We start from the raw sequence: 20,594 nt of genomic DNA on the forward strand, positions 1-20,594 counted from the left end.
CGTCTGGGCCTCGTGGGCTGGCCCTTTCAAGGCGGCGGCGATATCAAGCGTCGGGGCAGCTTGAGAGATGCTGGTCAAAAGCACCAGACTGACGATAAATAGGGCTCTCATATCGGTTTCCCTCCCCGCGCGAAGGGTTGCGGATACGCGCGCAAAAGTCGAGTGAGAGATTGCCGCGGCCGCCCCTGACACCTGTCAGTCTGATCTGATCCCACACCCGCAGCTAGCGTTGCCAGCAGAACTTGTCCTGCCGGAGCGCCCAATGGCTGCCACCACCGACTTCGTCGGCGTCCGTGTTTTTTCGAACTTGCGCAACACGACGGTCTCGATCGACACGCGCGATTCGACGCCGATCGGCATGTGTCTGCCGCTTCCCAACATCGAAGCCGCCAACGAGACGGCGTTCCCGATCGACGAGCCGGTCCGCCTGGCAACAGACAATCCCGAGCAGCTCGCCAGGCTTGGACCTGGCATCGCTTATGATGCCATCCGCCAGATCAAATCCGAGGGGATCGAGACCGACATCATCTTCGTGCGGGCACGCCATGATGACGATCTCGAAACCCAGATTGGCCATATCGCCGGCGATGCCAATGCGGTGACCGGCGCATGGGCGCTCGCCGAAGCGCTGTCGGAGCTGCAGATCGAGCCGGGGCTGGTGATCGCGCCTGGCTTCGATTCACAGCGCCTCGGAGAGGCGCCCAATCCGGTCGCGACGACGCTCGATGCCGTCTGCGAGAAGATCATCGATTGCATGGCGGTCGTGAACACGCCGGAGACGAGCCGCGAGGCGGCCGCCGAATACGCGGCCGATTTCGCGACCTCTTACAACGTGATCGCCATGTATCCGCAGGGACGATACGCCATGGCCGCCATGACGGCCGAGATGTATGGACCAGGTCAGCGCCAGAAGATCCTGGAAACCAACAAACAGCTCGGCGTGAAGTATGGTGTGACCCAGGCGGAGGTCGATGCCGCCCGGCGCGTTTTCATCGGCGCCAACATGGATTTGGCGAGCCAGGACGAATCTCTCGGTCCGACGTTGCGCGCGGCCGTTGGCTCCGGCTCAAGCTCGGCGACGATCGCGAGCGCGGGGCGCGCATATCTGCAGACCATGAAGGGAACGCCCGCAGATCTCCCTGCCGCCTACGACATCATGGCGAAGGGCGGTAAGCTCGGGACTTTCGAGTTGGAGGCTCTCGCCCGCAACCTGCCAGCGCTCGGTTCGCAATATGCGGCTGCCGGCGGCACAGGCCTTAACGGGCTTTCCGAACTCGTGGCGCTTGCAGAGGTCGCAGCCAAAGGCGCGGCAAGCGAAGACCAGGCGGCAAACAATCTTCAGAATTTTCTGTCGAAGCTCTTCTCCCCGGAAACCGTGCGGAACTTTAAGGAGAAGCGCGTCAACCTCCCGAAGCTCGTCGGGAATGCGAGGCAGGAAGGCAAACATCCGGCGCTTGCTGTTCTCGATGAGGCTATGCGGCTCACGGATGGCGATCCCTTCAAGATGGGGGAGCTTTTCGCCGATCAACAGGTGATGGCGGCGCTTCGTCCCTTGATGGACAACCGCGAGCTGCTCTCGCAGTACCAAACGGAGCTGCAAACGGGATCCGCTGGCACGGTGCAGCGGGATTTTGACTACTATCGGCAGACCCCAGCGGGCCTCGAAAAACGCCAACAGGCAGAACGGGAAGCTGCGCAGATCGCCGTCGGCCAATCCGCCAATCCCGCCTCACAGCATCTCTCCGAAGCTTACACGCGGGTTTGGAAGGATATCGAAGAGGGCGCGCGGATATGGGAAGAGAAGGGAGCGGCGGCCTTCGGCCTGAACCTGATCCGACATCACCCGCTTCTCGGAGGAGAACAGTCGCTCTTCAAGCGGTATTTCGGCAGCAAGGATCCGTACGACGAGAGCGAGACCGAGGCCCCGTCGCGCGAGGCTGTCTCCGCTAAACTGGAAGAGCTGAAAGCGGCCCTCCTTGCCAAGGAGACTGAGCTCTCGGGGCTTCCAAAGCCGAAATATGAGGGCATCGCTATTCCTGATGCGACTGCGTCGAAGCTCACGATCGAGATCACGCAACTGCGTGCTGCTATCGAGAGCCTCGAAAGACGACTTCGTGGAGGCAACGGTGGCAGCGGAGAGATCGGCGGTGGCGGCAGCGACGAAGATCTCGGCGGCAGTGCCGGCGGAGATCGGCTCTTGCATCCGACGTCGTTCGGCGGGGCTTACGGCCGGGGCAGTGCGCCGCGCCGCCGCTCGGCGCGCGCTTATGGCGCCGGTGGCGCAGGAGCCGCGCCTTTTGTCGGAGGTGATGCGTCCACGCGCTTTCTCAATGCGGTTGCGGAGGCAGAGGGCACGCGCGGCTACAACACGTCTCTCGGGCACGGGCGCTTTTTGCCGGGAGGTCAGGAGCACGATCTCACCTCGATGACACTCGATGAGGTGAGCGCGCTCGGCGATTACATGCGTCGCCAGCCCGGCAATCCGAACTCGTCGGCCCTTGGGCGCTATCAGATTGTGGGTTCCACCATGCGCACGGCAGCCGAGGCGCTCGGCATGGACCCGGCCAAAACACGCTTCGACAAGACAACCCAGGACCGGATGGCGCTCTGGATCGCCAAGAACCAGGGGCTCGGCGCGTGGGAGGGATTTCGGGGCCATGCGCAGGCGCGCCGCGCGGCCGAAGCGGCGATCGGCGACGGGGCGCTCAGGCAGCGGGCGGAAGCTGCGCATTTCGGAGCTGGCGGGCCGCTCGCCGATCTGTCCTATGCCAATTCTGAGGCGATCCGGAACAGGACGGTCACGCCACAGCTCGAAGAGGATATCCGGCGCGGTGTCGCCGCGGTCTACGGTGAGGGCTACCGTGCCGAGATCTATTCCGGCGGTCAGCCCGCGAAGGGCACAGGCGGACGGCGCACGGGCTCCACCCGTCACGATGATCATGGGCATGGCGGGGAAGCGCCCGACCTCTATGTCTATGGACCGGACGGCAAGAAAGTTCGCGGTGCGGATCTCGCGCGCCTTGGCCAACATTGGGTCGCGCAAGGCCTGGGCGGTGTCGGTCTGGAGATGGGCGGCGGTGGCATCCATCTCGACCAGCATCGCGATCGCGCGCGGCATTGGCATTACGGCATCTATTCGCCCGAGCAGGCGGCCATGATGCGGCGCGGTCTCGCCGGCGAACCGCCCGAATACGCCAATCCGCGAGCGCTCGACCCGGAGAATTTTGCCGAGGACGGCTGGGCGAAGGACGAGACGCAGCGCCCGAGACCGCGCCCGGGCGCCGGGGCCGGGCCGGGACGGAAACCGACGAGCCTGTCGCAGCCTGCCGCACAACCGGCCGGATCGATGAATGTCACGCAGCATTTCCACGGCGTCGACCCGCAGGTGATGGCGGCACGTGCGGCACGCGCGCAACGCCGCGCGATCGCCATGGCGGAAGCGCGCGCCATGCACGACACCTCCGTGCCGGTCGCCTGACCATGGGCATCCGGATCACGGCCGCAATCGGCAACGCCAAACTGGAAGTGCCGGGGCTCAGTCCGCAGCGCATTTCCACCGAGAGCGAGGCCAGGTTCCCCGCCGCTGCGACCTGGAAAGGCATGGATTATCAGGCGACGGGGCTGGGCGAGAAGCGGCTCGTCATCGAGGCGCGGACCGCCCCGCATGTCTTCAAGGGCTTGGATGCCCTGGGCTGGCTGATCCGTCATCACGAGGCATCAGAGCGGGTAAATTACAACCGTCTGGGAGCGGCCTATGCCTGCACCGTCGGCGGGCCCGTCTCCATCAGGGCGCTCTATTACAATGAGACCCATCTCCACCCATTCGACGGCGTCGGCCGCATCGTCGACGTAGAGATTGACCTCATCGTGCATCGGAGCGTGCGATGAAGACCGTCTACACGGTGAGCGAAGACGAGCGGCTCGATCGGCTGGCAAAGGCGATCTACGGCACGGAGCAGGGCGGCACGGTTGAGGCACTCCTCAACGCCAATCCGGGGCTTGCCGCGAAAGGCATGATCGTGCCGGCCGGGACTGAACTCGTGATCCCCGAACAGGTGGCGGCCGAGGAGCCCGCGCTCGTGCGGCCCTGGGATTGAGGCCGATGCGGCGCGATCCCCATATCTCCGTGACGGGCCCGGACGGCGTCAATCTGGCGGAGCGGTTGTGCGACGTCTTCGTGGGCATCCGCGTGAGTGACTTCGCCGGGGGCGAGGTCGACGAGTTGCACATCATCTTTCGCCGACAGAAGCCTTATTTGATGCCACCGCCCCCTGGGACCGTTTTCACGGCCCGCCTCGGCTGGGAGGCCGAGCGTGCGCAGATGATGGGTGAGTTCGCCTATGAGCGCACGCTCTACAGCGGCGAGCCGGAGAGCGGTCAGGAGATGATCCTGGTCTGCCGGGCGGCCGATCTCACCGATGCCTGGAAGCGGGTGGATTCTGAACATTTCGACGATGAGACCGGCCACAAAACCTACGGCGACGTTCTGCGGACGCTGGCCAGCAAGGCCGGAGTCGACGTGGCGATTGATGCGACGCTCGATGCGCTTCCCCTTCCGAGCGGCTATCTTCTGCGCTGGAAACAATCGGCGATCGGGCTTGCAACCGAGATTGCCGATGATCTCGGGGCGATCGTCAAGCTGCAGGCGGGCAAGCTGACCGTTCGTCGCCGCGGGTCGTTCACCTCGCCATCCGGAGGCGAGCTGCCGGCGATCGCCATCCCCTTCGATCCCAACTACGCCTTCCAGGCCGACATCGAGCCGCGCTACGGCTTCTCTGAGGTCGCGGCCGGCTGGTTCGATGATCGGGCCGGCCGGGCGGCCGATCTGGTGCACGCTCTGTCTGGTGGTTTCGCGCGCCTGGCGCTGCCGCATCTTGCCGGTTCCGAGGCGTTTGCAAAGGCCTCGGCCGAAGCTGCCGCGCAAAAGCTAGAGGCCGAAAGCGCCACCGCCTATTTCGAGATGGCAGGCAACGCCGCAGCCGTCGCCGGCGCGCCGGTCAAGCCCGAAGGCTTCGGCCCGGACATCGACGGCGTCAATTGGGAGGCGATTGCCGTCTACCACGATGCAGGGCCAGATCGGGGCTGGATCACCACCGTCGAGGCGGCGCTGGCATGGTGACGAGCGGGGGGCGCGTGCCGATCTCCAGTCGGTTGAAACGACCTACTCCTTATCGGAAGGGCGCCCAAGGCGCGCTGGGGAGCTCCTCGTGCAGAAGAGCTCGACTTGCGGGAGATAGTCGAGGTTTGCGCAGTACCGCGCTCAAGCGCCCAACTGCGCTAAGGCTTGCAAGGCGCCCACCGCAACGAGATTTCCTGTCGCGCCTTCAAGGACGCTTTTTAAGGTGTTCAGAAGGGGCTTCAGACGGCTTTGAGAGGGGGCGCTCGTTCTGAGCTCTTCTCGTAACGTCTCGATTGTCTCTTCCAGCTTGTGCCGATCGGCACCGGCTTCAACCAGTTCGTCGACCTTAGGCGACAGTTGCTCCACGAGCCTTGCTGCGGCTCCGGTATCGACACCGTGCACGTTGATGTCGCGGGCGACATTTCCGGACCCGACATTGCCGTAGATCGCTCCAACGTGAGCGATTTTGAGAACAGACGTCTGCGTCTGAGCCTTGAATTTTTCTTCGTTGCTAAATCGAAGGCCCTCTCCGCGGATGCCTTGCCGTTCAAGCTCCAGAGACCAATCCAAGATCCTTTCCCTGACGGTTTCGAGAATGCTGACAACCGCGCCTCGTGGAATCAGAGCGTACATTTCAGGCCATTTGATCGCCGAACTTCGGTTTAGTATCGCGAGGATCTCGGGCGAAAACGCGATCTTAAACGAGTCGCTATCGTCGTTCTGGAGCAATCTTTCTAGTACAGGAGTTGCGGTCCTGATCTCCCTTTTTGCGAGCTCCTGGTGCAAATCCGGGTCCTCAATGTTAAGCGGGATGAGGCCATGTATCGGATTGAGTGCCCGCAGCCGACCTCGGATTAGCCGATACTCCGGGACTTCGGCGTCATTGTATCCGGAAAGTTCACATGTGACCCATTCCTCGACGGTTCCGAGCTCGAGCTTCACAGCAGCCAATTTCACTTTCCGCAGCAAAGTCGTCACGTCGACGTTTGGATCCAGAGCTTCCTGCTGGATGGTGGAGATCAAGCCCGTCATGTTTCGCCCCCGCATTCTGCGGCTATCACCGTATCAGTTAGAGAGCGATTTGAGAGCATTCGGCGCGTGGTGACCACAGCAAAACGGCTGCCATTTGATCTTGCGCGTCATGCCATCTGATTTTGCGCGCTACACCACCGTCGCCCATGGCTGCCGGATGATCGAGGAAAGGCGTGACGAACCCGTCTTCGACCAGGTGATGGAATGCCTGGAATTCGCGCTGAGGCGCTGGATGGAGATTTTCGGCGAGGATGCGAGATGAGCCGTGGCAAGAGGCGCGGCGGTGCCCTTGAAAGCTTGATCGAAACGCTGCTGGCGCATGCCGATGCACGGCTCCTGGAGGCGGATGCGGCGACCTTTTGCTGTGAGGGCGTGCCGGGGCGGCGGCGCGAGATCCCGGCCGCCCTCGTCAAGAAACTCCTGGCGGCGGGTCTCCTCTGCGAGGCCGAAGAGGAGGGGTTTGTGGCAAGCACCGAGGCCGCGGCATGGCTTCGGCGCACGAAAGCCGGCGAGCCCGCCTTTCTGGCGCAGCACAAGCACCTGGAACGGCAGAAGGGCGGCTCACCTTCGGCGCCCGCTCCGCTCACCGATCTCGACGAGAGCCCGATCGGGTTCCTCGCCCGCAGGGGCGGCGAGGAGGGCGCACCTTATCTCGGTGCCCCTTTGGTGGCGGCGGCGGAGCGGCTTCGCCGCGATTTCGAACGCGCGAGCCTGCAGCCGCGCATCACCGCCAATTGGCAGGCCGACCTCAAGGCGCCGAAGGGCTCCCGCCAGCGGGGCGGTCAGGCGGATCTGACGGAGACGGCGATCGCCGCCCGCGCCCGCTTTCACACCGCCATGGACGCGGTCGGCCCCGAACTTGCGGGCGTGCTCGTCGATGTCGCCTGTTTCCTCAAAGGTCTGTCGAGCGTGGAGCGCGAACGCGGCTATCCGGCAAGATCGGCGAAGCTCGTTCTGAAACTCGCGCTGCAGGCGCTCGCCCGCCATTACGGCATCGAGGAGGAGGCCGAAGGCAAAGCGCGGGTCGCCATGCGCCATTGGGGCGCCGACGGCTATCGGCCGACGATCGGCGATTGAGACGGCAAGTGAGACGAGGAGGAGAGGAAAATGCGAGCCGCGAGCGAGGCGGCTATTGCGCGAGCCGGCTCTCCGCGTCGCGGCGGATGCGCTGCAGCATGGCGGAGAGGCCGTTGGAGCGCTGCGCCGTCAAATGCTCGCGCAGGCCCATGCGGGCGAAGACGGCTTCCGCATCGGTCTTCAAAATCTCCTCGGGCGTCGTGCCGGAATAAAGCGCAAGCACGATGGCGATGAGGCCGCGCACGATATGGGCATCGCTGTCGCCGCGGAAGATGAGCACCGCTTCGCCGTCCTTCACCGCGTCTTCGCTGACGAGCCAGACCTGGCTCGCACAGCCGCGCACCTTGGTGGCCTCCGTGCGCTCCTCGTCCGGCATCTCCGGCAGGGCCCGCCCGAGCTCGATCACATAACGGTAGCGATCCTCCCATTCGTCGAGGAAGGCGAAATCGTCGATGATGGATTCAATGCTCATGAAGGCCTGTCGCGTTCTTGCGTGTCCGCCGGCTTGCGTGTCCGCCGGCTTGCGTGTCCGCCGGGAGGTGTGCCCCCGAGCGTCGCCGGCGTCTCAAAACGGTGTTGCAAAGCAAAATAGGCATATGAGGCCGGGGCACAAGCGCCGAAGGCCGGATGCGGCCTTCGGCGCGGGTACGCGCCGCACGAGACGGCCGCGTTAACGGCAATCCAAAACATGATTACCGCTTTGTGAAGTTTTGGCTTATTGTTGAAGCTAAGTTTTACGTTTTGCCGGAGCGAAACCCATGCAAGAGCAGCGCGCCCTGAGGCGGCACCATTTGGACAAGCGGTCGACCGTCATGTCGCATCGGCTCTATGCCAATTGCCAGGTGCGCAACATCAGCCCGACCGGCGCCTGCATCGAGCTCGTGAGCCGGGCCGTTCTGCCCGCCAGCGTGCGCCTGCCGATGCCCAATTGCGGCACCGCTTCGGCGAAACTCGTCTGGCAGCGCGGCAAGCTCGCCGGCGTCATGTTCGATGAGCCTCTGAACGGCGACGTTCTGACCCAGTATATCGATGCGCGCGCCCCCGTCCGCCAGGAGCGTCAGGTGGCGCAGGACCTCGCCTCGACGATCGGCAGGCCGGCCGCGCGCTCGCATCTGCGCCTCATCGATTGCACCGCCGACTGAGTTTCGTTGAACGGGCTTTCACTGAACAGGCTTTCGGCGAACAGGTTTTCGCCGAACAGATATTCGCCGGCTGTCCGCGCGGGGGTCTGAGCCGCCGCGCGAATGCGGTTGAGTAAGCCGAATTTGCGGACGCCGCATGTGTCGGCCTCGCATGCTTCCGCCGCCCCATACCTCAAGTGATGACAACACCGAGCGCGAGATAGGCCGCCAGACCGGCGCTCATCGTGACGACGACGTTGTTGGACACCCAGGCGATGGCAACGGCCAGCGCCGCGGCGATCCAGGTCTTCGGTTCGGTGCCGGCCAGGGAAGACGCCACCAGAGCGACGACGATCAGGCCCGGCAGATCCTCCAGAACGAAAGCGAAGCGGGACTGACGCAGACGGTCGCCGGCGAGATAGCCCAAAAGGCGCGTCGCAAAGGTGGCCGCGGCGAGCCCGGCGATCAAGAGCCATTGCGAAAGGCTCATGCGTGCCTCCCGGACTTGCGCAGCAAGGCCGCAAGGGCGAGGCCAGCGAGAGACGCGGCAAGGATCGCCAGCGCCCGCGACATCCCCGCCGACATGAGGCCGATCGCCAGCCCGAAGGTCACGCCCCAGGGAAGGAACGCGGAGATGCGCCGGGGCGCCATGCTCCTTGCCATCGCAATGAAGGCCGCGGTGAAGGCGAAGCCGAGCCCCGCCGCATCGAGGTCGGGCAGGAGCGTGCCGATCTGGGCGCCGACCGCCGTCGATACGGACCAGGTGACGAACATGACGCTGCCGGCCCCGAGGAGGAAGGCGGCGCCGACCCCCGAATCCTTGCGGCGTTCGGACATGGTGAGCGCCCAATTCTCATCGGAGGTGAGGTGCAGGGCCACGAGACGCTGCCACAGCGGCAGAGCTGCCAGGATGCCGGCAAGCGAAGCGGTGATGCCGAGATAGCGCAGGTTCATGATCGCACCCGCGAAGACGGCTCCGACCAACCCACTTCCCGTGGAGAACTGATCGACCGCGACGATCTGCGAGGATCCGGCATGGACGCCAGCGCCCATGAGGCCGACGCCCCACCAGGGAAACCCTGCCTGCGCCGCCAGAACGCCGAAGGCGAGGCCGTAAAGAGCGGCGCCGACGGCGAGCGGCAGGATGGATAGCATGCCTCGTGTCATGCCATCGGTTTATCCGGATGAAGCGAGGCGATGAATGCACTCAACGCGCCATCTGCGATACGATCGGATCATATTTTCTAAAATAAGGATCGAGAAAGATCATGGATGACAAGGATCGTGCGCTGCTCGTCGAACTGCAGCGCAATGCCCGACTGCCGATCGCCGAACTGGCCGATCGGGCGGGGCTGTCGACGGCATCTGTCCAGCGCCGGTTGAAGACGCTGCGCGAGGACGGCGTGATCAAGGGCGAGGTGGCGATGCTCGATCGCCAGAAGATCGGTCTCGGGGTGACTGCCGTGATTCTGGTCGACCTGGAGCGCGACCGGCTCGATCAGATCGACGCCTTCAAACGCAAGGCGCGGGCCGAACCGCAGGTCCTGCATCTTTACTGTATCGCCGGCGAGATGGATTTCGTGGTGATCGCGGTCGCGCGCGACATGGCGGATTACGAGGCCCTGACGCACAGGCTCTTTTTCGCCGATGCCAATGTGCGCAAGTTCCGGACCTCCATCGTGGTTTCGACGGAGAAGGCGAGTTCAGAATATCCAATCCTGGCGTGAAGGAGGTCCGCGCTCGCCACGGCCACCTTGGCGACGCGCTCTAGAGAAGCCGAGGGCGCGGCTGCGGCAGGGAAATTTCCACACGCTTTGCGGGGTCGGGGCCGAGGCCGTCGCTCGCCGACCCATCGGCCGTGCTCTGGGGAGGCGTCACGCCCGGCCCTATTTCGGAGCTGTCCGCTTCAGGCTGCGAGATTGGAAGGCTGGCGCTTGCCGGAATCGGCTCGATGGGCGAGGCGCCCCGGCCGCTCCACGGCACGGAGAGGTCGCTTGCGCTCAGGCTGCCGTGATTGATGTCGCTATCGTCGTCGCTGCCGCCGGTGCCGGCGGAGAGGGCGGCGGAGGCCATGTCGCGCCCCGTGGCGATCTTGCGGCCGAGAAGGGTGAAGGTTTCGCGGCTCGTGGCGCAGGCCTCTGGATGGCGATCGCACAGGCCGCTCACATCCTTGGCGAGAACCTGGAAGGCGAGGGCGGATTCCAAAAGGGTGACGCGGGGCGGCGGGCCGCCATCGGGCGACGGAGGCAGAACCAAGATCAGTGCCGTCAACCAGAAGATTGATCGGAACAAGAACATAACCATACCCTGTTTGCGGATTCTTCCGATCCAGCGTCGCGAAGGAACCATGAAGGCTCCAAAATCGCGTTCATTCGGTATCTACAATTCGACGCAAATCCGGCGCATTCCAGGCACTAAGGCGCTATTCCACCGGTGCGTTCCCGAAAGCTTGTTGCGGTGGTTAATACATGCTTTGTGCCAGGGAGCGGCGCGACGGCCGGCCGCGGTTTGGCAGAGTTCAAGTTTCCTTAAGCCAAAGCGGCGAAGTTGAGGCACGACAAGCCGGTCCGAAGGAGACCGGTCGACGATGGGGTTGGTGTGTGAGTGTGATGGCCTCCGAAGCGGATCGACCGATGGCCCGGACGACGAGCCGGGCGACAGGCGAACGCCGGAAGCGACAGGCGCGGGGCGATAAGACCGCGTCGACGAAGCCGGCCGCGACGAAGGCGACCTCAGCCCTCGGCGAGCGGACCCGGCTTGGCTTCCTCCTGCGCCACGCCCCAGCCGCCGCACTCGGGCTTTTGGCCGTTGCCGCGATCGTCAATGCGCTCGTCCTGCAGCATGGACGCCATCCCGATCCGCTCTTCGCCACGCGCGATACGGGGCCCGCCCCGACGCTCGAGGCGGGAGAGAAGGGCGATCTTGAAATGATCATCCGCACCGGCCTCGTCGTGCCGCGCGAACGCCCGCAGGCGGCCGTGGCGCAAGGTGCGGGGTCTTCGCAGGAGGCGTCGGCGGCCTCTTCGTCGGAAGCCTCGGCACCCGGCTCGGCCCCCGACCCGGTGGTCTTCGCCGTGCAGCAGGCGCTCGCCGATACGGCCTACGGCCCGGTGACGGCCGACGGTCTCAAGGGGCATGAAACGACCGAGGCGCTGAGACGCTTCCAGCTCGATCAGGGGCTCCAGGTGAACGGCGAGATCGACCGCGAGACGCTCGACCGGCTGGCCGCGATCGGCGCCATGCCGGACAATCCGTAAGAGCGTGTCCTTTTCCATTTCTCTCGCCATCGCGCGACAGGGGGCATGGGCGCGATCATGGTGAGACTGCGCACCGACATCTTCGTGCAGGCGTTGATTCGCCGTGTGTCCGCCACGGGCGCCTTTGCCACCGTGGCGCGCAAAGGCGCGCTCGAAGCCGGCGCGCTGTTTATCATCGTCGACCGCCTGGACGGCCGCCTCGATCTCTATGGCCCTGCACCACAAAGCTTTTTCATGGATGAGACGGAGATGCCGGCCGATCGTTTCTTCATGCCACTTGTGCGCGAGAGCGAACGCGGCAAGATTGAGGAAAGGTTGGTGAGCGAAAGCCGTTTCGATCCTGACTTATGGGTGGTGGAGATCGAGGATCGGGAGGGGCGTTCCTTCGTCGCGGTTTCAGACAGCGACGCTTCGTCGGGGCGGCCCTAACCCAGAATCGCTTTATCCCCGTTCAGCAGTTGTTAACCATACTGCGGCGACAGTGGGTTCGCCGGATCAACGGACGGCCCTTCTGAGGAGGTGGATATGGCCGAAATCCTGAACTTTCCGACGTTGAGCGAAAGCGAGGCGCGCAAGCCTGCACATAGCGGCCCGTGCCAGATTCTGATGTTTACCGGCGTGCGGGTGGAATACCGCGACGAGCCGGGCAGCGTGGCGCTTTCGCGTCGGGCGCGGGCGGCGACGAAGCCGAAGAAGCGCCGCGCAAGCTAAGATATCTGCGGCGGCGCCTGCGTGTCAGCCGGCCGGCTCAAGCGGGGCCGGCAGGCATTCTGCCGCCTGAAGGTGCTCGATCGCGACCTGGCGTTCGCGCGGGGTCGGCGCATAGAAACGCACGAGCGCGATGAGATCGGGCTGTGCCGATTCCACGACGATGGTCTCATCGAGACCTGCGGACGTGGTTTCCTTCAACTGAGCATTCTGAATCGGATCGACGATCAACATGTCGAGCCGTCCGTCGATCGCCGTGCGATCGTTGACGGAAAAGAGAACGGTGCCGCGCCGCTGGTAGAGCGCCAGCGACCAGAAACTGTTCGGCCCCGAAAAGGACAGAGAAGCCGGCGCATCCTTCACTGAGATGCGGCAGGCGCCGTGCACGAAGAGCGGATCGAGCCCGGCGATCGCCGGCCCCTTGCCGTCGGGCGGCAGGAGCGTGAAACCGGCTTCCGTCGTGACGGCCGCAAGCTTCGACCAGCCGTCGCTCGAGGCAAGCCGCGGCACCAGGAAAATCACCACGATATGGATCGAGGCGGCGAGCAGGAAAATCGCGAGCAGCCAGGCGAGAAGGCCGCCGAAGAAGCCTTCTGGAATGAGACGACGGCGGCGGCCGATGCGCTCCTCGTAGATCATCGGCAGCCCTTCGGGGTGATCGCCGGAACGGTGAATTGCGTGAGCGCCGTCACCGTGCGGGCCGTGGTGTCGTAGAGGCGCGCGGCAAGCCGGATCTGGCCGGCGCCTTCAGAGGAAAGCCAATTGCCCGGCTGCGGATCGGGCGCCAGCGTGATGGTGAAGGTGCCGTCCGCCTTGCGCACGATCTCGTCGCTGCCGAGCGCCCGACCGCCGCGTTCTGCCGGCGGCAGATGTCCGCCCGCGGCGGTTTCCACAGCGATCGTCCAAAGCCGGGCCGCCGGCATCTGACCGGAGATCTCGTAGCTGCAGGCGCCGCTGAGATCGCCGCCCGTATCGTCGGAGCGGGCGAGAAGTTTCAGGCCTTCGCTCGGCCCGAGCGCGAGCTCTCCGGTGCGGGCAAGACGGGCGCGCGAATAGGGATCCTCGTCCTCCGTGCCGGCGCGCGGCCAGCCCTTCCAGGCACCGCTTTCGATCGTGTCGATCGGCGTGAGGTCGCGCAGGCTCAAAAACGCGCTGCCGACGCCCAGAACGAAGGCGATGGCGACGCCGAGAATGATGACGAGGGCGCGCAAGGCAGTTGGCCTAGCGGGTGGCCGTGCCGCCCGGGGCGGCGGCGGAGGCCTCGCGCTTCAGGGCGGGAGCAGCGGCCTCGGCGGTTTTGGCACGCTCTTCGAGACGATCGAGAATGTCTTCCGTCGGAGGGGCGAGGCGGCCGGAACCCAGAAGCTCGCCGCCCGCCGGCAGGCCCTCCGCGACCGGCACCTCGTCTTCCGCCGGCGGCGGCAGTGGGATGCCCGGAAGCGGGCGATGCTCGATATTGGCTTCCGCGACGCGCATGTATTTCTGCCAGGTCATGGCCGGCAGCGTGCCGCCGGTGAGACGGTTGGTGCTCTTGTAATTGTCGTTGCCGAGCCACACGGCGGTGGAGAAATCGCCGGTATAGCCGACGAACCAGGCGTCGCGATAAGCCTGCGTGGTGCCGGTCTTGCCGGCGACGGAGACGCCCGGAATGAGGGCGCGGCGGCCGGTGCCGTGCTCGGCGACGTTGTGCATCATCTTGACCATGTCGCGCGCGACCTCTTCCGACAGGACGCGTTTGGGCGGCCCGTTGGCGCGGTTGAAATCGTAGATGACCTCGCCGTCGGGGGTGAGGATGCGCGCGACGCCGTGCGGGCGGGCGCGAAAGCCGCCGGAGGCGAAGGCGGCATACCCCGTCGCCTGATCGAGGACCGTCACCTCCGACGTGCCGAGGGGGAGCGAGCGGGTGACACGGATCGGCGTCTGCACGCCGAGACGCTCCGCCATTTCCGCGATCGGCTGGCGCCCGAAGGCGATCGAAAGGCGCACCGGGATGGTGTTGATGGAATGGGTGAGGCCCTGCATCATGGTGATGCGGCCACGGTAACGGCGCGAATAATTCTGCGGCGACCAATTGCCGATGGAGACCGGCGCGTCGAGGATGACGCTGTCGGGCGTATAGCCGTGTTCGAGGGCGGCGGCATAGGTGTAGGGCTTGAAGGACGAGCCCGGCTGGCGCTGCGCATTGGTGGCACGGTTGAAGGTGGAGGCGCCGTAATCGCGGCCGCCCACCATGGCGCGGACGGCACCAGAGAGATCCATGGAGACGAGCGCCGCCTGTTTGACGCCATAGGCGTCGCCCGATTCCCGCAGAGAGGATTCCACCGCGAGCTCGGCCGCGCGCTGCAGGCGCATGTCGATCGTCGTACGCACGATGAGATTGCGTTGGCCCGAGGGGGCGAGGCGCTTCACCTCCTCAAACACCCAGTCGAGGAAATAATCCGGCGACGGCGTCGCTTCGCGCGACACCGGTGTCGCCGGATGGCGCCGGGCGCTGATCACCTGGCCCTCGGTCATGAAGCCGGCCTGGACCATATTGGTCAAAACCTCGTTGGCGCGCCCGCGCGCCGCCGGCAGGTTGATATGCGGCGCATAGCGCGTCGGTGCCTTGAAGAGGCCGGCGAGCATCGCCGATTCCTCGAGCCGAAGATCGGTGACGGGCTTGCCGAAATAGAATTCCGACGCCGCCCCGACGCCGAAGGCGCCGCCGCCCATATAGGCGCGGTCGAGATAAAGCTTCAGGATCTCGCGCTTGGTCAGATTGGCTTCCAGCCAAAGCGCCAGAAAGGCTTCCTTGATCTTGCGGTCGAGCGTGCGCTCGTTGGACAGGAAGACGTTCTTGGCGAGCTGCTGGGTGATCGAGGAGCCGCCCTGGACGACGCCGCCGGCGCGGGCATTTTCCACAAGGGCGCGCAAGGTGCCGATGACATCGATGCCGAAATGCTCGAAGAAGCGTCGGTCTTCGGTGGCAAGCACGGCCTGGACGAGATGGTCGGGCAATTGGTCGAGGGAGAACTGCACCTCCTGCAGGACGCCGCGCTTGCCGATCTCGTTGCCGTAGCGGTCGAGCATGGTGACGGAATAATCGGATTGGGCGCGCCAGTCGCGCTTGACCGCATCGAAGGCGGGGATGGCGAGCGCCAGCATGACGATGAGGCCGGCGCAGCCGAGCGTGACGCTTTCCGACAGGAGCTCGAAGACGGGCCGCTTCCAGCCGGTGGCATGGAAACGGCGAAAGAACAGAATGGTGCGCTCCCAGGCCATGCCGGAGCTTTGCCCGAGCTCGAAGAAGAAGGTGTCGATCGCGGAATCGATCTCCAGCGCACGCAGCCAGTGCGGAAGCTTCTTCTTCGGTGTAAACGGATCGCGCATTGGGTGTTTTCACAAGAGGCTCGGCCGCGAGCCTTGTCAGGCACGGTTCTAGCACGATTTGGGTCTTTGATAAGTGGCGGCAGGGTGTTGCCGCCGATCGGCGAGGAAGCGGTGCGCGATGGTCACAGGAGCAGGGATGCTCGAAAAAGAGCCGTTCTGGCGCAAGAAGGCGCTCGAAGAACTCACTGAAAAGGAATGGGAGGCCTTGTGCGACGGCTGCGGCCGCTGCTGCCTCAACAAGCTGCAGGATTACGACACGGGCGAGATCTCGTGGACGAATGTCGCCTGCCGTCTCTACGACGAAGACGCCTGCCGCTGCCGCGATTACGAGAACCGCATCGCGATCGTGCCCGACTGCCTGCCGCTGTCGGCGGAGGCGGTGCGCGAGATTTCCTGGCTGCCGCCCTCCTGCGCCTACCGTCTCGTCGCGGAAGGCCGCGATCTCTATTGGTGGCACCATCTCGTCTCCGGATCGCGCGAGACCGTGCACGAGGCGGGGATTTCGACGCGCGGCCGCACGGTGTCGGAACGGCACGTGCCGGTGAACGAATGGGAAGATTTTCTTGTCGAATGGCCCGAAGAGACGCCGCCGCGGTAGTTTTCGTGGGTGTATCGCGCCTATCTTTTTCGGTCTCAGGTTGAAAAGGCACGGTCTTGAGGTCGCTTGCGGCCGCTGACGCTTGACCGGGCGCGGTGGGCTTCCATCTCCTCCGGAATGTCAGACAATTTGAAGCTTTCCGTTCTCGATCTGGCGCCCGTGCCGGAGGGGACGAGCGCCGCGGACGCATTGCGTGCCACCGCAGCCTTCGCCGAGGCCGCCGACCGCTTCGGCTATCACCGCCTGTGGTACGCCGAGCACCACGGCATTCCCAATATCGCGTCGGCCTCGCCGGAAGTCCTGATCGGCCATGCGGCGGAGCGCACGCGGCGCATTCGCGTCGGCTCCGGCGGCGTGATGCTGCCGAACCACGTGCCCTTGCGCGTGGTGGAGACCTACCGGACGCTGGAAGCGCTTTATCCGGGTCGCATCGATCTCGGAATCGGCCGGGCGGGCGGCAGCGACAGCCGCACGCTGTCGGCGCTGAAGGCGGTCGATGGCGGCCAGTTCGCCCAGCAGATGGCCGAATTGATCGCCTTCGAGACGGGCGGTTTTCCCGACGGGCATCCCTATCAGGCGATCGAGGTGGTGCCGGGCGAGGTGTCGCTGCCGCCGATCTGGCTTCTCGGCTCGTCGGGCGCGAGTGCGGAATTCTCTGGCCTCAACGGCTTCGGCTACGCCTTTGCCGGGCATTTTTCGCCAGCCCCGGCAGCCCCGGCCTTTCAGGCCTACCGCCATGCCTTCAAGCCTTCGGACGATTTTCCGGGGCCGAAGACGCTTCTCTGCCTCGCCGCCATCTGCGCGCCGAGCGAAGAGGAGGCGGCCTATCTCGCGGGCTCGATGGAGCTGGCCTGGTTGCGTCTGCGCCAGGGCGGGCTGCGCAAGCTTGCAAGCCCGCAAGAGGCGGCCGATTACGCCTTCACGCCGCAAGACCACGCCACCGTGGAGGCCTATCGGCGGATTGCCATCACCGGAACGCCGGACAAGGTGCGGCGGGAGATCGAGGCGCGCGCGGTCGCCTGCGACGCCGACGAGGTGATGGTGACGACGAATGTCTGGGATCCCGAGGCCCGAGTGCGAAGCCTCGATCTGCTGGCGCGTGCCTTCGATCTGCCGCGGCCTTCACGCGCAGCGGTCGAGACGCAACTCGCTTGGTAGGTGCGTGCGACAATTTTTTCGCGTAAAAGGAGAAAATAGCAGCGAAGATGAAAACTGTCCGAAAGGCGTTCACCAATTGAGAACCGGATTGATGAAAGCGTACGCTCCGAAATGATGCGCAGTCCGAGACAACCTTTTTCCGCAATCTTGCAGCAGGCGTTGGACGACGTCCTGAGCTGTGCCGAATTCTGGGCATGGGCGACGGACAAGGATCTGCACATTACTTATCTTTCGGAGAATTTCGAGCGGATCACCTCGCTTCCCGCGGGAGAGTTCGTGGGAATGTCTCGCTATGAGGTGATTCCGGCCGGCATGAGCGACGCGATGGCGCGCCGGCATCGCCACGAGCTTGAAAAGCGGCTGCCCTTCGTCGGCCTGCGCTACGAATTCAACGATAAGCGCGGTACGCGCTGCTTCGAGACGAGCGGCACCCCCACCTTCGACCGGCGGGGCCGCTTTCGCGGCTATCAGGGCATTGCCCGCGACGTCACCGAAGAGGTGCGCGATCAGGAGCGGCTGGAGGAGCTCGGCCGCGAGCAGCGCATCTTGAACGTTCTTTTCAATCATGTGGAACGCATGGCCAATATCGGGGCGTGGCGCTACGACCCCGAAAAAGACGTGCTGACATGGTCGGAACAGCTCTATCGCCTCTATGACATTCCCGTCGGCGCCAAGGTGACGCTGAAGGAAGGGCTCAGCGTCTTTCCGCCCGACGTGGCGAAGGTGCTGCACGCGGCGATCGACGAGGCGATGGCCGGTGAGCGCGCCTTCGACCTGACATTGCCGTTCTTGTCGACGCGCGGCGAGGAGCGCTATGTGCGCGTGCTCGGCGAATGCGAAAGGCGCAACGGCAAACCCGTCAGCGTTTTTGGCACGATCCAGGACGTGACGAGCGAAAAACGCCGCGAAGAGGAGCGGCAACGCCTGGCGGTGAGCGATCCCCTGACCGGGCTCGGCAACCGCAACGCCTTCCGCATGGAGCTGACGGAGACCTTGAAGAAGGTCGGCGCGCGCAAGCGCGAGGCGGCGTTGTGCATCTTCGATCTCGACGCCTTCAAGGACATCAACGATTTCTTCGGACACGACATCGGCGACAAGGTGTTGCGCGAAGTCGCCGACTGGCTGCGCGAAACGGCCGAGCCCGGCGATCTGACGGCGCGCTCCGGCGGCGACGAATTTGCGCTTTTGACGAGCGCGGCAACGGCCGCCGAAGCCGAAGAGGCCATCCGCCGCCGTCTGCAGCCTCTCGTGCGCCGCAGCGATTTCGGCCATTCCATCACCTATAGCTTGAGCGCCGGCATCGCCGTCTTTCCCGATGACGGGACGACGGCCGAAGACCTTCTGCGCCATGCGGACCTCGCCCTTTACGAGGCGAAGCGCGGCAGACGCAGCACGATCGAGCGCTATGAGCCGCAATTGCTGCGCCAGGCGCAGAACCGTTTCCGCCTTCTCGCCGATTTCCGTGAAGGGCTCGCTCTCGGCGAGATCGAGGCGTTCTATCAGCCGCTCGTTGAATTTTCGTCGAACCAATTGTCGGGCTTCGAGGCGCTGATGCGCTGGCGCCACCCGGAGAAGGGGGTCGTGCCGGCCGGTGAATTGATGCCGGTCTTCAAAGACAAGGTGCTGTCGGTCGAGCTCGGCGAATACATGCTGAGGAAAATCGTCGGCGACCTGAAAGCATGGCGCAAGGCCGGCATCGATTTCGGCCGGATCGGCTACAACGTCACCGCCGCCGATCTGCAGCAGGAGGATTTCGCCCCGAAACTGCTCAGCGCGCTCGCCGAAGCGGAGCTCTCACCCAGCGACATCGTTCTTGAAGTGACGGAGACGAGCGTCATCGACGAGGACAACCAGGCGATCCGCGCGCATCTTCAAGCGCTGCGGGCGGCGGGCATCGGCGTGGCGCTCGATGATTTCGGCACCGGCTTTTCGTCCCTGACGCATTTGAAGAGCCTGCCGGTCGGCGTGCTCAAGATCGATCGCAGTTTCGTGAAGGATCTGACGTTTTCGCCCGGCGACCGTGCCATCGTGCGCGCGCTCATCGGCCTCGGCAGCGAGCTCGGCTATCACATCGTGGCGGAAGGCGTGGAGACGGCGGCGGAAGCCGCCTTCCTGCACCGCGCCGGCTGCCGCTATGGCCAGGGCTATTATTTCGGCCGACCTATGCCGGCCGACGACGTGCCGGAATTCATCGCCGAATGGGACGCCGCGGAAGAGGCGGTGCGGCGGGCGTGAGGGGCTCCAGGGCACGAGCCTCAACCGTCAAAATAGCTACTGCTCGAAAACAGGAAAAACCCCAATTATATAATTGACTTACCAAGGACTGTTTTCTTGTGCTTCGCGAACATAGCGGGCCAGTGGAAGAAACCGAAGAATTGATAATATGCCTGAGATGATCAAGGAAGGAGTCAAGATCTACTTGAGGCGGCACGACTCGAGAGATTATTCGGTCGGAAGCCTCGTAAAGCAGATATTTCGTCTGGCGACCAGCCTGGATAATAGTCTTCTGCCAGATCGTCGGGCATGAGCATTCTGGCGTCCCCGTGAGTTTCCGCAAGCCTTGTAACTATCGATCTCAAATGGCTGACATCATATTCCCGCACATAATCTTTACCGTTATAGCGCCCCCACACAGTTAAGCGGATGGGGCCGGGCTGTGCGGGGAAGGTCTGAGCGATCTCACCATGAGCTAACAAATTTCGATCAATTGAGAGGTCCGCGAGTTCGTCAAGGATTCTGGATATCGCGGCCTTGATGCGGGGGAATTCGAGAAAGGCCTCTTCGGCAAGGCCTGCAAGCAATTTGCGTTTCTGCTTTGGCCGTAGCCTCCGCCAGTTCTCTTCTTGCGCAGTGTTCGTAACGTTGTAGGCGGCTTCAATAAGATTGTGGAAGCCTTGATCCAAAAAAGACCATTGAACAATGACATTACCGACTTCTGTCGCGTATGATCGATCAATCGGCATGAAAAACATCGACTTTTGGAGTTGTGGCATGTCAGACACCGTTAAATACAAAGAGCAGGAGAACGGCGGCGAGGTTTGCGTCGCTTGTTGACAACCTACCCGAACCTAATCTCGGGAAGGAAAGGGAGCCTTTGAGTGACCGGCAGGGTCGCCCCGAATAACAAAGGATATCTCTTGGTTGGTGATCTTATC

The 20,594-nt window shown here is 64.1% G+C and carries 23 protein-coding genes; 14 read left to right on the forward strand and 9 right to left on the reverse strand.

All coding sequences use genetic code 11. The features are described 5' to 3' along the window. Nucleotides 1–262 precede the first annotated feature (262 nt). The 4 genes from BLP76_RS03055 to BLP76_RS03070 are packed head-to-tail and all read left to right on the forward strand — an operon-like array spanning nucleotide 263 to nucleotide 5,119. The gene (locus BLP76_RS03055) at nucleotides 263–3,478 is read left to right on the forward strand and encodes a phage tail tape measure protein (protein WP_092809399.1); all 3,216 of its coding nucleotides are present in this window, start codon (nucleotides 263–265) and stop codon (nucleotides 3,476–3,478) included. 2 nt (nucleotides 3,479–3,480) lie between these two features. Beyond that, on the forward strand, nucleotides 3,481–3,888 hold the full coding sequence (locus BLP76_RS03060; protein WP_092809401.1) for a hypothetical protein: 408 nt from the start codon (nucleotides 3,481–3,483) through the stop codon (nucleotides 3,886–3,888). Continuing rightward, nucleotides 3,885–4,097 carry a tail protein X gene (locus BLP76_RS03065; protein ID WP_092809403.1) on the forward strand — a complete coding sequence of 71 codons (213 nt, stop codon included), beginning with the start codon at nucleotides 3,885–3,887 and terminating at the stop codon, nucleotides 4,095–4,097. Before BLP76_RS03060 ends, BLP76_RS03065 begins: the two co-directional genes overlap by 4 nt. A gap of 5 nt (nucleotides 4,098–4,102) precedes the next feature. After that, entirely contained in the window at nucleotides 4,103–5,119 is a 1,017-nt protein-coding gene (locus tag BLP76_RS03070) for a hypothetical protein (RefSeq protein WP_092809405.1), read from the forward strand. Between the two features lie 141 nt (nucleotides 5,120–5,260). Here BLP76_RS03070 and BLP76_RS03075 read toward each other — a convergent pair whose 3' ends face one another. Beyond that, nucleotides 5,261–6,151, reverse strand: a complete 891-nt coding sequence (locus tag BLP76_RS03075) for an AbiTii domain-containing protein (protein ID WP_092809407.1) — start codon at nucleotides 6,149–6,151, stop codon at nucleotides 5,261–5,263. Nucleotides 6,152–6,260: 109 nt separating this feature from the next. On the opposite strand from BLP76_RS03075, the gene BLP76_RS18715 reads away from it, so the two are divergent. Next, entirely contained in the window at nucleotides 6,261–6,413 is a 153-nt protein-coding gene (locus BLP76_RS18715) for a hypothetical protein (RefSeq protein ID WP_170130401.1), read from the forward strand. Next, on the forward strand, nucleotides 6,410–7,228 hold the full coding sequence (locus BLP76_RS03080) for a DUF6456 domain-containing protein (RefSeq protein ID WP_092809409.1): 819 nt from the start codon (nucleotides 6,410–6,412) through the stop codon (nucleotides 7,226–7,228). The genes BLP76_RS18715 and BLP76_RS03080 overlap by 4 nt, the downstream gene beginning before the upstream one ends. A gap of 52 nt (nucleotides 7,229–7,280) precedes the next feature. Here the strand turns inward: BLP76_RS03080 and BLP76_RS03085 are convergent, their stop codons facing one another. Beyond that, nucleotides 7,281–7,700 (reverse strand): SufE family protein, encoded by a 420-nt coding sequence (locus BLP76_RS03085; RefSeq protein WP_092809411.1) that lies wholly within the window; start codon nucleotides 7,698–7,700, stop codon nucleotides 7,281–7,283. 286 nt (nucleotides 7,701–7,986) lie between these two features. Between BLP76_RS03085 and BLP76_RS03090 the strand changes: the two genes are divergently transcribed. Continuing rightward, nucleotides 7,987–8,370 (forward strand): hypothetical protein, encoded by a 384-nt coding sequence (locus BLP76_RS03090; RefSeq protein ID WP_092809413.1) that lies wholly within the window; start codon nucleotides 7,987–7,989, stop codon nucleotides 8,368–8,370. Between the two features lie 172 nt (nucleotides 8,371–8,542). Here the strand turns inward: BLP76_RS03090 and BLP76_RS03095 are convergent, their stop codons facing one another. Next, nucleotides 8,543–8,839, reverse strand: a complete 297-nt coding sequence (locus tag BLP76_RS03095) for an AzlD domain-containing protein (protein WP_092809415.1) — start codon at nucleotides 8,837–8,839, stop codon at nucleotides 8,543–8,545. After that, entirely contained in the window at nucleotides 8,836–9,516 is a 681-nt protein-coding gene (locus BLP76_RS03100) for an AzlC family ABC transporter permease (RefSeq protein WP_092809417.1), read from the reverse strand. Before BLP76_RS03100 ends, BLP76_RS03095 begins: the two co-directional genes overlap by 4 nt. A 101-nt stretch (nucleotides 9,517–9,617) precedes the next feature. On the opposite strand from BLP76_RS03100, the gene BLP76_RS03105 reads away from it, so the two are divergent. After that, complete coding sequence (locus BLP76_RS03105; RefSeq protein ID WP_092809419.1) at nucleotides 9,618–10,076, forward strand: Lrp/AsnC family transcriptional regulator; 459 nt, start codon at nucleotides 9,618–9,620, stop codon at nucleotides 10,074–10,076. A gap of 40 nt (nucleotides 10,077–10,116) precedes the next feature. Here BLP76_RS03105 and BLP76_RS03110 read toward each other — a convergent pair whose 3' ends face one another. Further along, the gene (locus BLP76_RS03110; protein WP_139163672.1) at nucleotides 10,117–10,641 is read right to left on the reverse strand and encodes a DUF5330 domain-containing protein; all 525 of its coding nucleotides are present in this window, start codon (nucleotides 10,639–10,641) and stop codon (nucleotides 10,117–10,119) included. Between the two features lie 341 nt (nucleotides 10,642–10,982). Between BLP76_RS03110 and BLP76_RS03115 the strand changes: the two genes are divergently transcribed. From BLP76_RS03115 to BLP76_RS03125, 3 genes are all read left to right on the forward strand, one after another. Further along, complete coding sequence (locus BLP76_RS03115; protein WP_170130400.1) at nucleotides 10,983–11,606, forward strand: peptidoglycan-binding domain-containing protein; 624 nt, start codon at nucleotides 10,983–10,985, stop codon at nucleotides 11,604–11,606. Between the two features lie 45 nt (nucleotides 11,607–11,651). Further along, nucleotides 11,652–12,035 (forward strand): DUF1491 family protein, encoded by a 384-nt coding sequence (locus BLP76_RS03120; RefSeq protein ID WP_244514395.1) that lies wholly within the window; start codon nucleotides 11,652–11,654, stop codon nucleotides 12,033–12,035. Between the two features lie 96 nt (nucleotides 12,036–12,131). Continuing rightward, nucleotides 12,132–12,317, forward strand: coding sequence for a hypothetical protein (locus BLP76_RS03125; protein ID WP_092809425.1), 186 nt, complete (start codon nucleotides 12,132–12,134; stop codon nucleotides 12,315–12,317). Between the two features lie 24 nt (nucleotides 12,318–12,341). Here the strand turns inward: BLP76_RS03125 and BLP76_RS03130 are convergent, their stop codons facing one another. Genes BLP76_RS03130 through BLP76_RS03140 form a run of 3 tightly spaced genes read right to left on the reverse strand, consistent with a single transcriptional unit; the run spans nucleotide 12,342 to nucleotide 15,683 of the window. Then, nucleotides 12,342–12,953, reverse strand: a complete 612-nt coding sequence (locus BLP76_RS03130) for a DUF1254 domain-containing protein (protein WP_092809427.1) — start codon at nucleotides 12,951–12,953, stop codon at nucleotides 12,342–12,344. Next, nucleotides 12,950–13,525 carry a DUF1214 domain-containing protein gene (locus BLP76_RS03135; RefSeq protein WP_092809429.1) on the reverse strand — a complete coding sequence of 192 codons (576 nt, stop codon included), beginning with the start codon at nucleotides 13,523–13,525 and terminating at the stop codon, nucleotides 12,950–12,952. Before BLP76_RS03135 ends, BLP76_RS03130 begins: the two co-directional genes overlap by 4 nt. Before the next feature lie 10 nt (nucleotides 13,526–13,535). Then, nucleotides 13,536–15,683, reverse strand: coding sequence for a transglycosylase domain-containing protein (locus tag BLP76_RS03140; protein ID WP_092809431.1), 2,148 nt, complete (start codon nucleotides 15,681–15,683; stop codon nucleotides 13,536–13,538). Nucleotides 15,684–15,819: 136 nt separating this feature from the next. Between BLP76_RS03140 and BLP76_RS03145 the strand changes: the two genes are divergently transcribed. From BLP76_RS03145 to BLP76_RS03155, 3 genes are all read left to right on the forward strand, one after another. Further along, nucleotides 15,820–16,281 (forward strand): YcgN family cysteine cluster protein, encoded by a 462-nt coding sequence (locus BLP76_RS03145; RefSeq protein WP_092809433.1) that lies wholly within the window; start codon nucleotides 15,820–15,822, stop codon nucleotides 16,279–16,281. 129 nt (nucleotides 16,282–16,410) lie between these two features. Continuing rightward, complete coding sequence (locus tag BLP76_RS03150; RefSeq protein WP_244514396.1) at nucleotides 16,411–17,439, forward strand: LLM class flavin-dependent oxidoreductase; 1,029 nt, start codon at nucleotides 16,411–16,413, stop codon at nucleotides 17,437–17,439. Nucleotides 17,440–17,598: 159 nt separating this feature from the next. Beyond that, nucleotides 17,599–19,674 (forward strand): putative bifunctional diguanylate cyclase/phosphodiesterase, encoded by a 2,076-nt coding sequence (locus tag BLP76_RS03155; protein ID WP_170130399.1) that lies wholly within the window; start codon nucleotides 17,599–17,601, stop codon nucleotides 19,672–19,674. 173 nt (nucleotides 19,675–19,847) lie between these two features. Here BLP76_RS03155 and BLP76_RS03160 read toward each other — a convergent pair whose 3' ends face one another. Beyond that, complete coding sequence (locus tag BLP76_RS03160; protein ID WP_139163673.1) at nucleotides 19,848–20,432, reverse strand: hypothetical protein; 585 nt, start codon at nucleotides 20,430–20,432, stop codon at nucleotides 19,848–19,850. Nucleotides 20,433–20,594 lie beyond the last annotated feature (162 nt).

The organism is Afifella marina DSM 2698 (genome assembly GCF_900102695.1).
Taxonomy (GTDB): domain Bacteria; phylum Pseudomonadota; class Alphaproteobacteria; order Rhizobiales; family Afifellaceae; genus Afifella; species Afifella marina.

Bases quoted from the DNA above. Each gene is read 5' to 3' on its own strand.
- BLP76_RS03055 (WP_092809399.1), top strand. From the start codon at position 263: ATGGCTGCCACCACCGACTTCGTCGGCGTCCGTGTTTTTTCGAACTTG.
- BLP76_RS03060 (WP_092809401.1), top strand. From the start codon at position 3,481: ATGGGCATCCGGATCACGGCCGCAATCGGCAACGCCAAACTGGAAGTG.
- BLP76_RS03065 (WP_092809403.1), top strand. From the start codon at position 3,885: ATGAAGACCGTCTACACGGTGAGCGAAGACGAGCGGCTCGATCGGCTG.
- BLP76_RS03070 (WP_092809405.1), top strand. From the start codon at position 4,103: ATGCGGCGCGATCCCCATATCTCCGTGACGGGCCCGGACGGCGTCAAT.
- BLP76_RS03075 (WP_092809407.1), bottom strand. From the start codon at position 6,151: ATGACGGGCTTGATCTCCACCATCCAGCAGGAAGCTCTGGATCCAAAC.
- BLP76_RS18715 (WP_170130401.1), top strand. From the start codon at position 6,261: ATGCCATCTGATTTTGCGCGCTACACCACCGTCGCCCATGGCTGCCGG.
- BLP76_RS03080 (WP_092809409.1), top strand. From the start codon at position 6,410: ATGAGCCGTGGCAAGAGGCGCGGCGGTGCCCTTGAAAGCTTGATCGAA.
- BLP76_RS03085 (WP_092809411.1), bottom strand. From the start codon at position 7,700: ATGAGCATTGAATCCATCATCGACGATTTCGCCTTCCTCGACGAATGG.
- BLP76_RS03090 (WP_092809413.1), top strand. From the start codon at position 7,987: ATGCAAGAGCAGCGCGCCCTGAGGCGGCACCATTTGGACAAGCGGTCG.
- BLP76_RS03095 (WP_092809415.1), bottom strand. From the start codon at position 8,839: ATGAGCCTTTCGCAATGGCTCTTGATCGCCGGGCTCGCCGCGGCCACC.
- BLP76_RS03100 (WP_092809417.1), bottom strand. From the start codon at position 9,516: ATGACACGAGGCATGCTATCCATCCTGCCGCTCGCCGTCGGCGCCGCT.
- BLP76_RS03105 (WP_092809419.1), top strand. From the start codon at position 9,618: ATGGATGACAAGGATCGTGCGCTGCTCGTCGAACTGCAGCGCAATGCC.
- BLP76_RS03115 (WP_170130400.1), top strand. From the start codon at position 10,983: ATGGCCCGGACGACGAGCCGGGCGACAGGCGAACGCCGGAAGCGACAG.
- BLP76_RS03120 (WP_244514395.1), top strand. From the start codon at position 11,652: ATGGGCGCGATCATGGTGAGACTGCGCACCGACATCTTCGTGCAGGCG.
- BLP76_RS03125 (WP_092809425.1), top strand. From the start codon at position 12,132: ATGGCCGAAATCCTGAACTTTCCGACGTTGAGCGAAAGCGAGGCGCGC.
- BLP76_RS03130 (WP_092809427.1), bottom strand. From the start codon at position 12,953: ATGATCTACGAGGAGCGCATCGGCCGCCGCCGTCGTCTCATTCCAGAA.
- BLP76_RS03140 (WP_092809431.1), bottom strand. From the start codon at position 15,683: ATGCGCGATCCGTTTACACCGAAGAAGAAGCTTCCGCACTGGCTGCGT.
- BLP76_RS03145 (WP_092809433.1), top strand. From the start codon at position 15,820: ATGCTCGAAAAAGAGCCGTTCTGGCGCAAGAAGGCGCTCGAAGAACTC.
- BLP76_RS03160 (WP_139163673.1), bottom strand. From the start codon at position 20,432: ATGCCACAACTCCAAAAGTCGATGTTTTTCATGCCGATTGATCGATCA.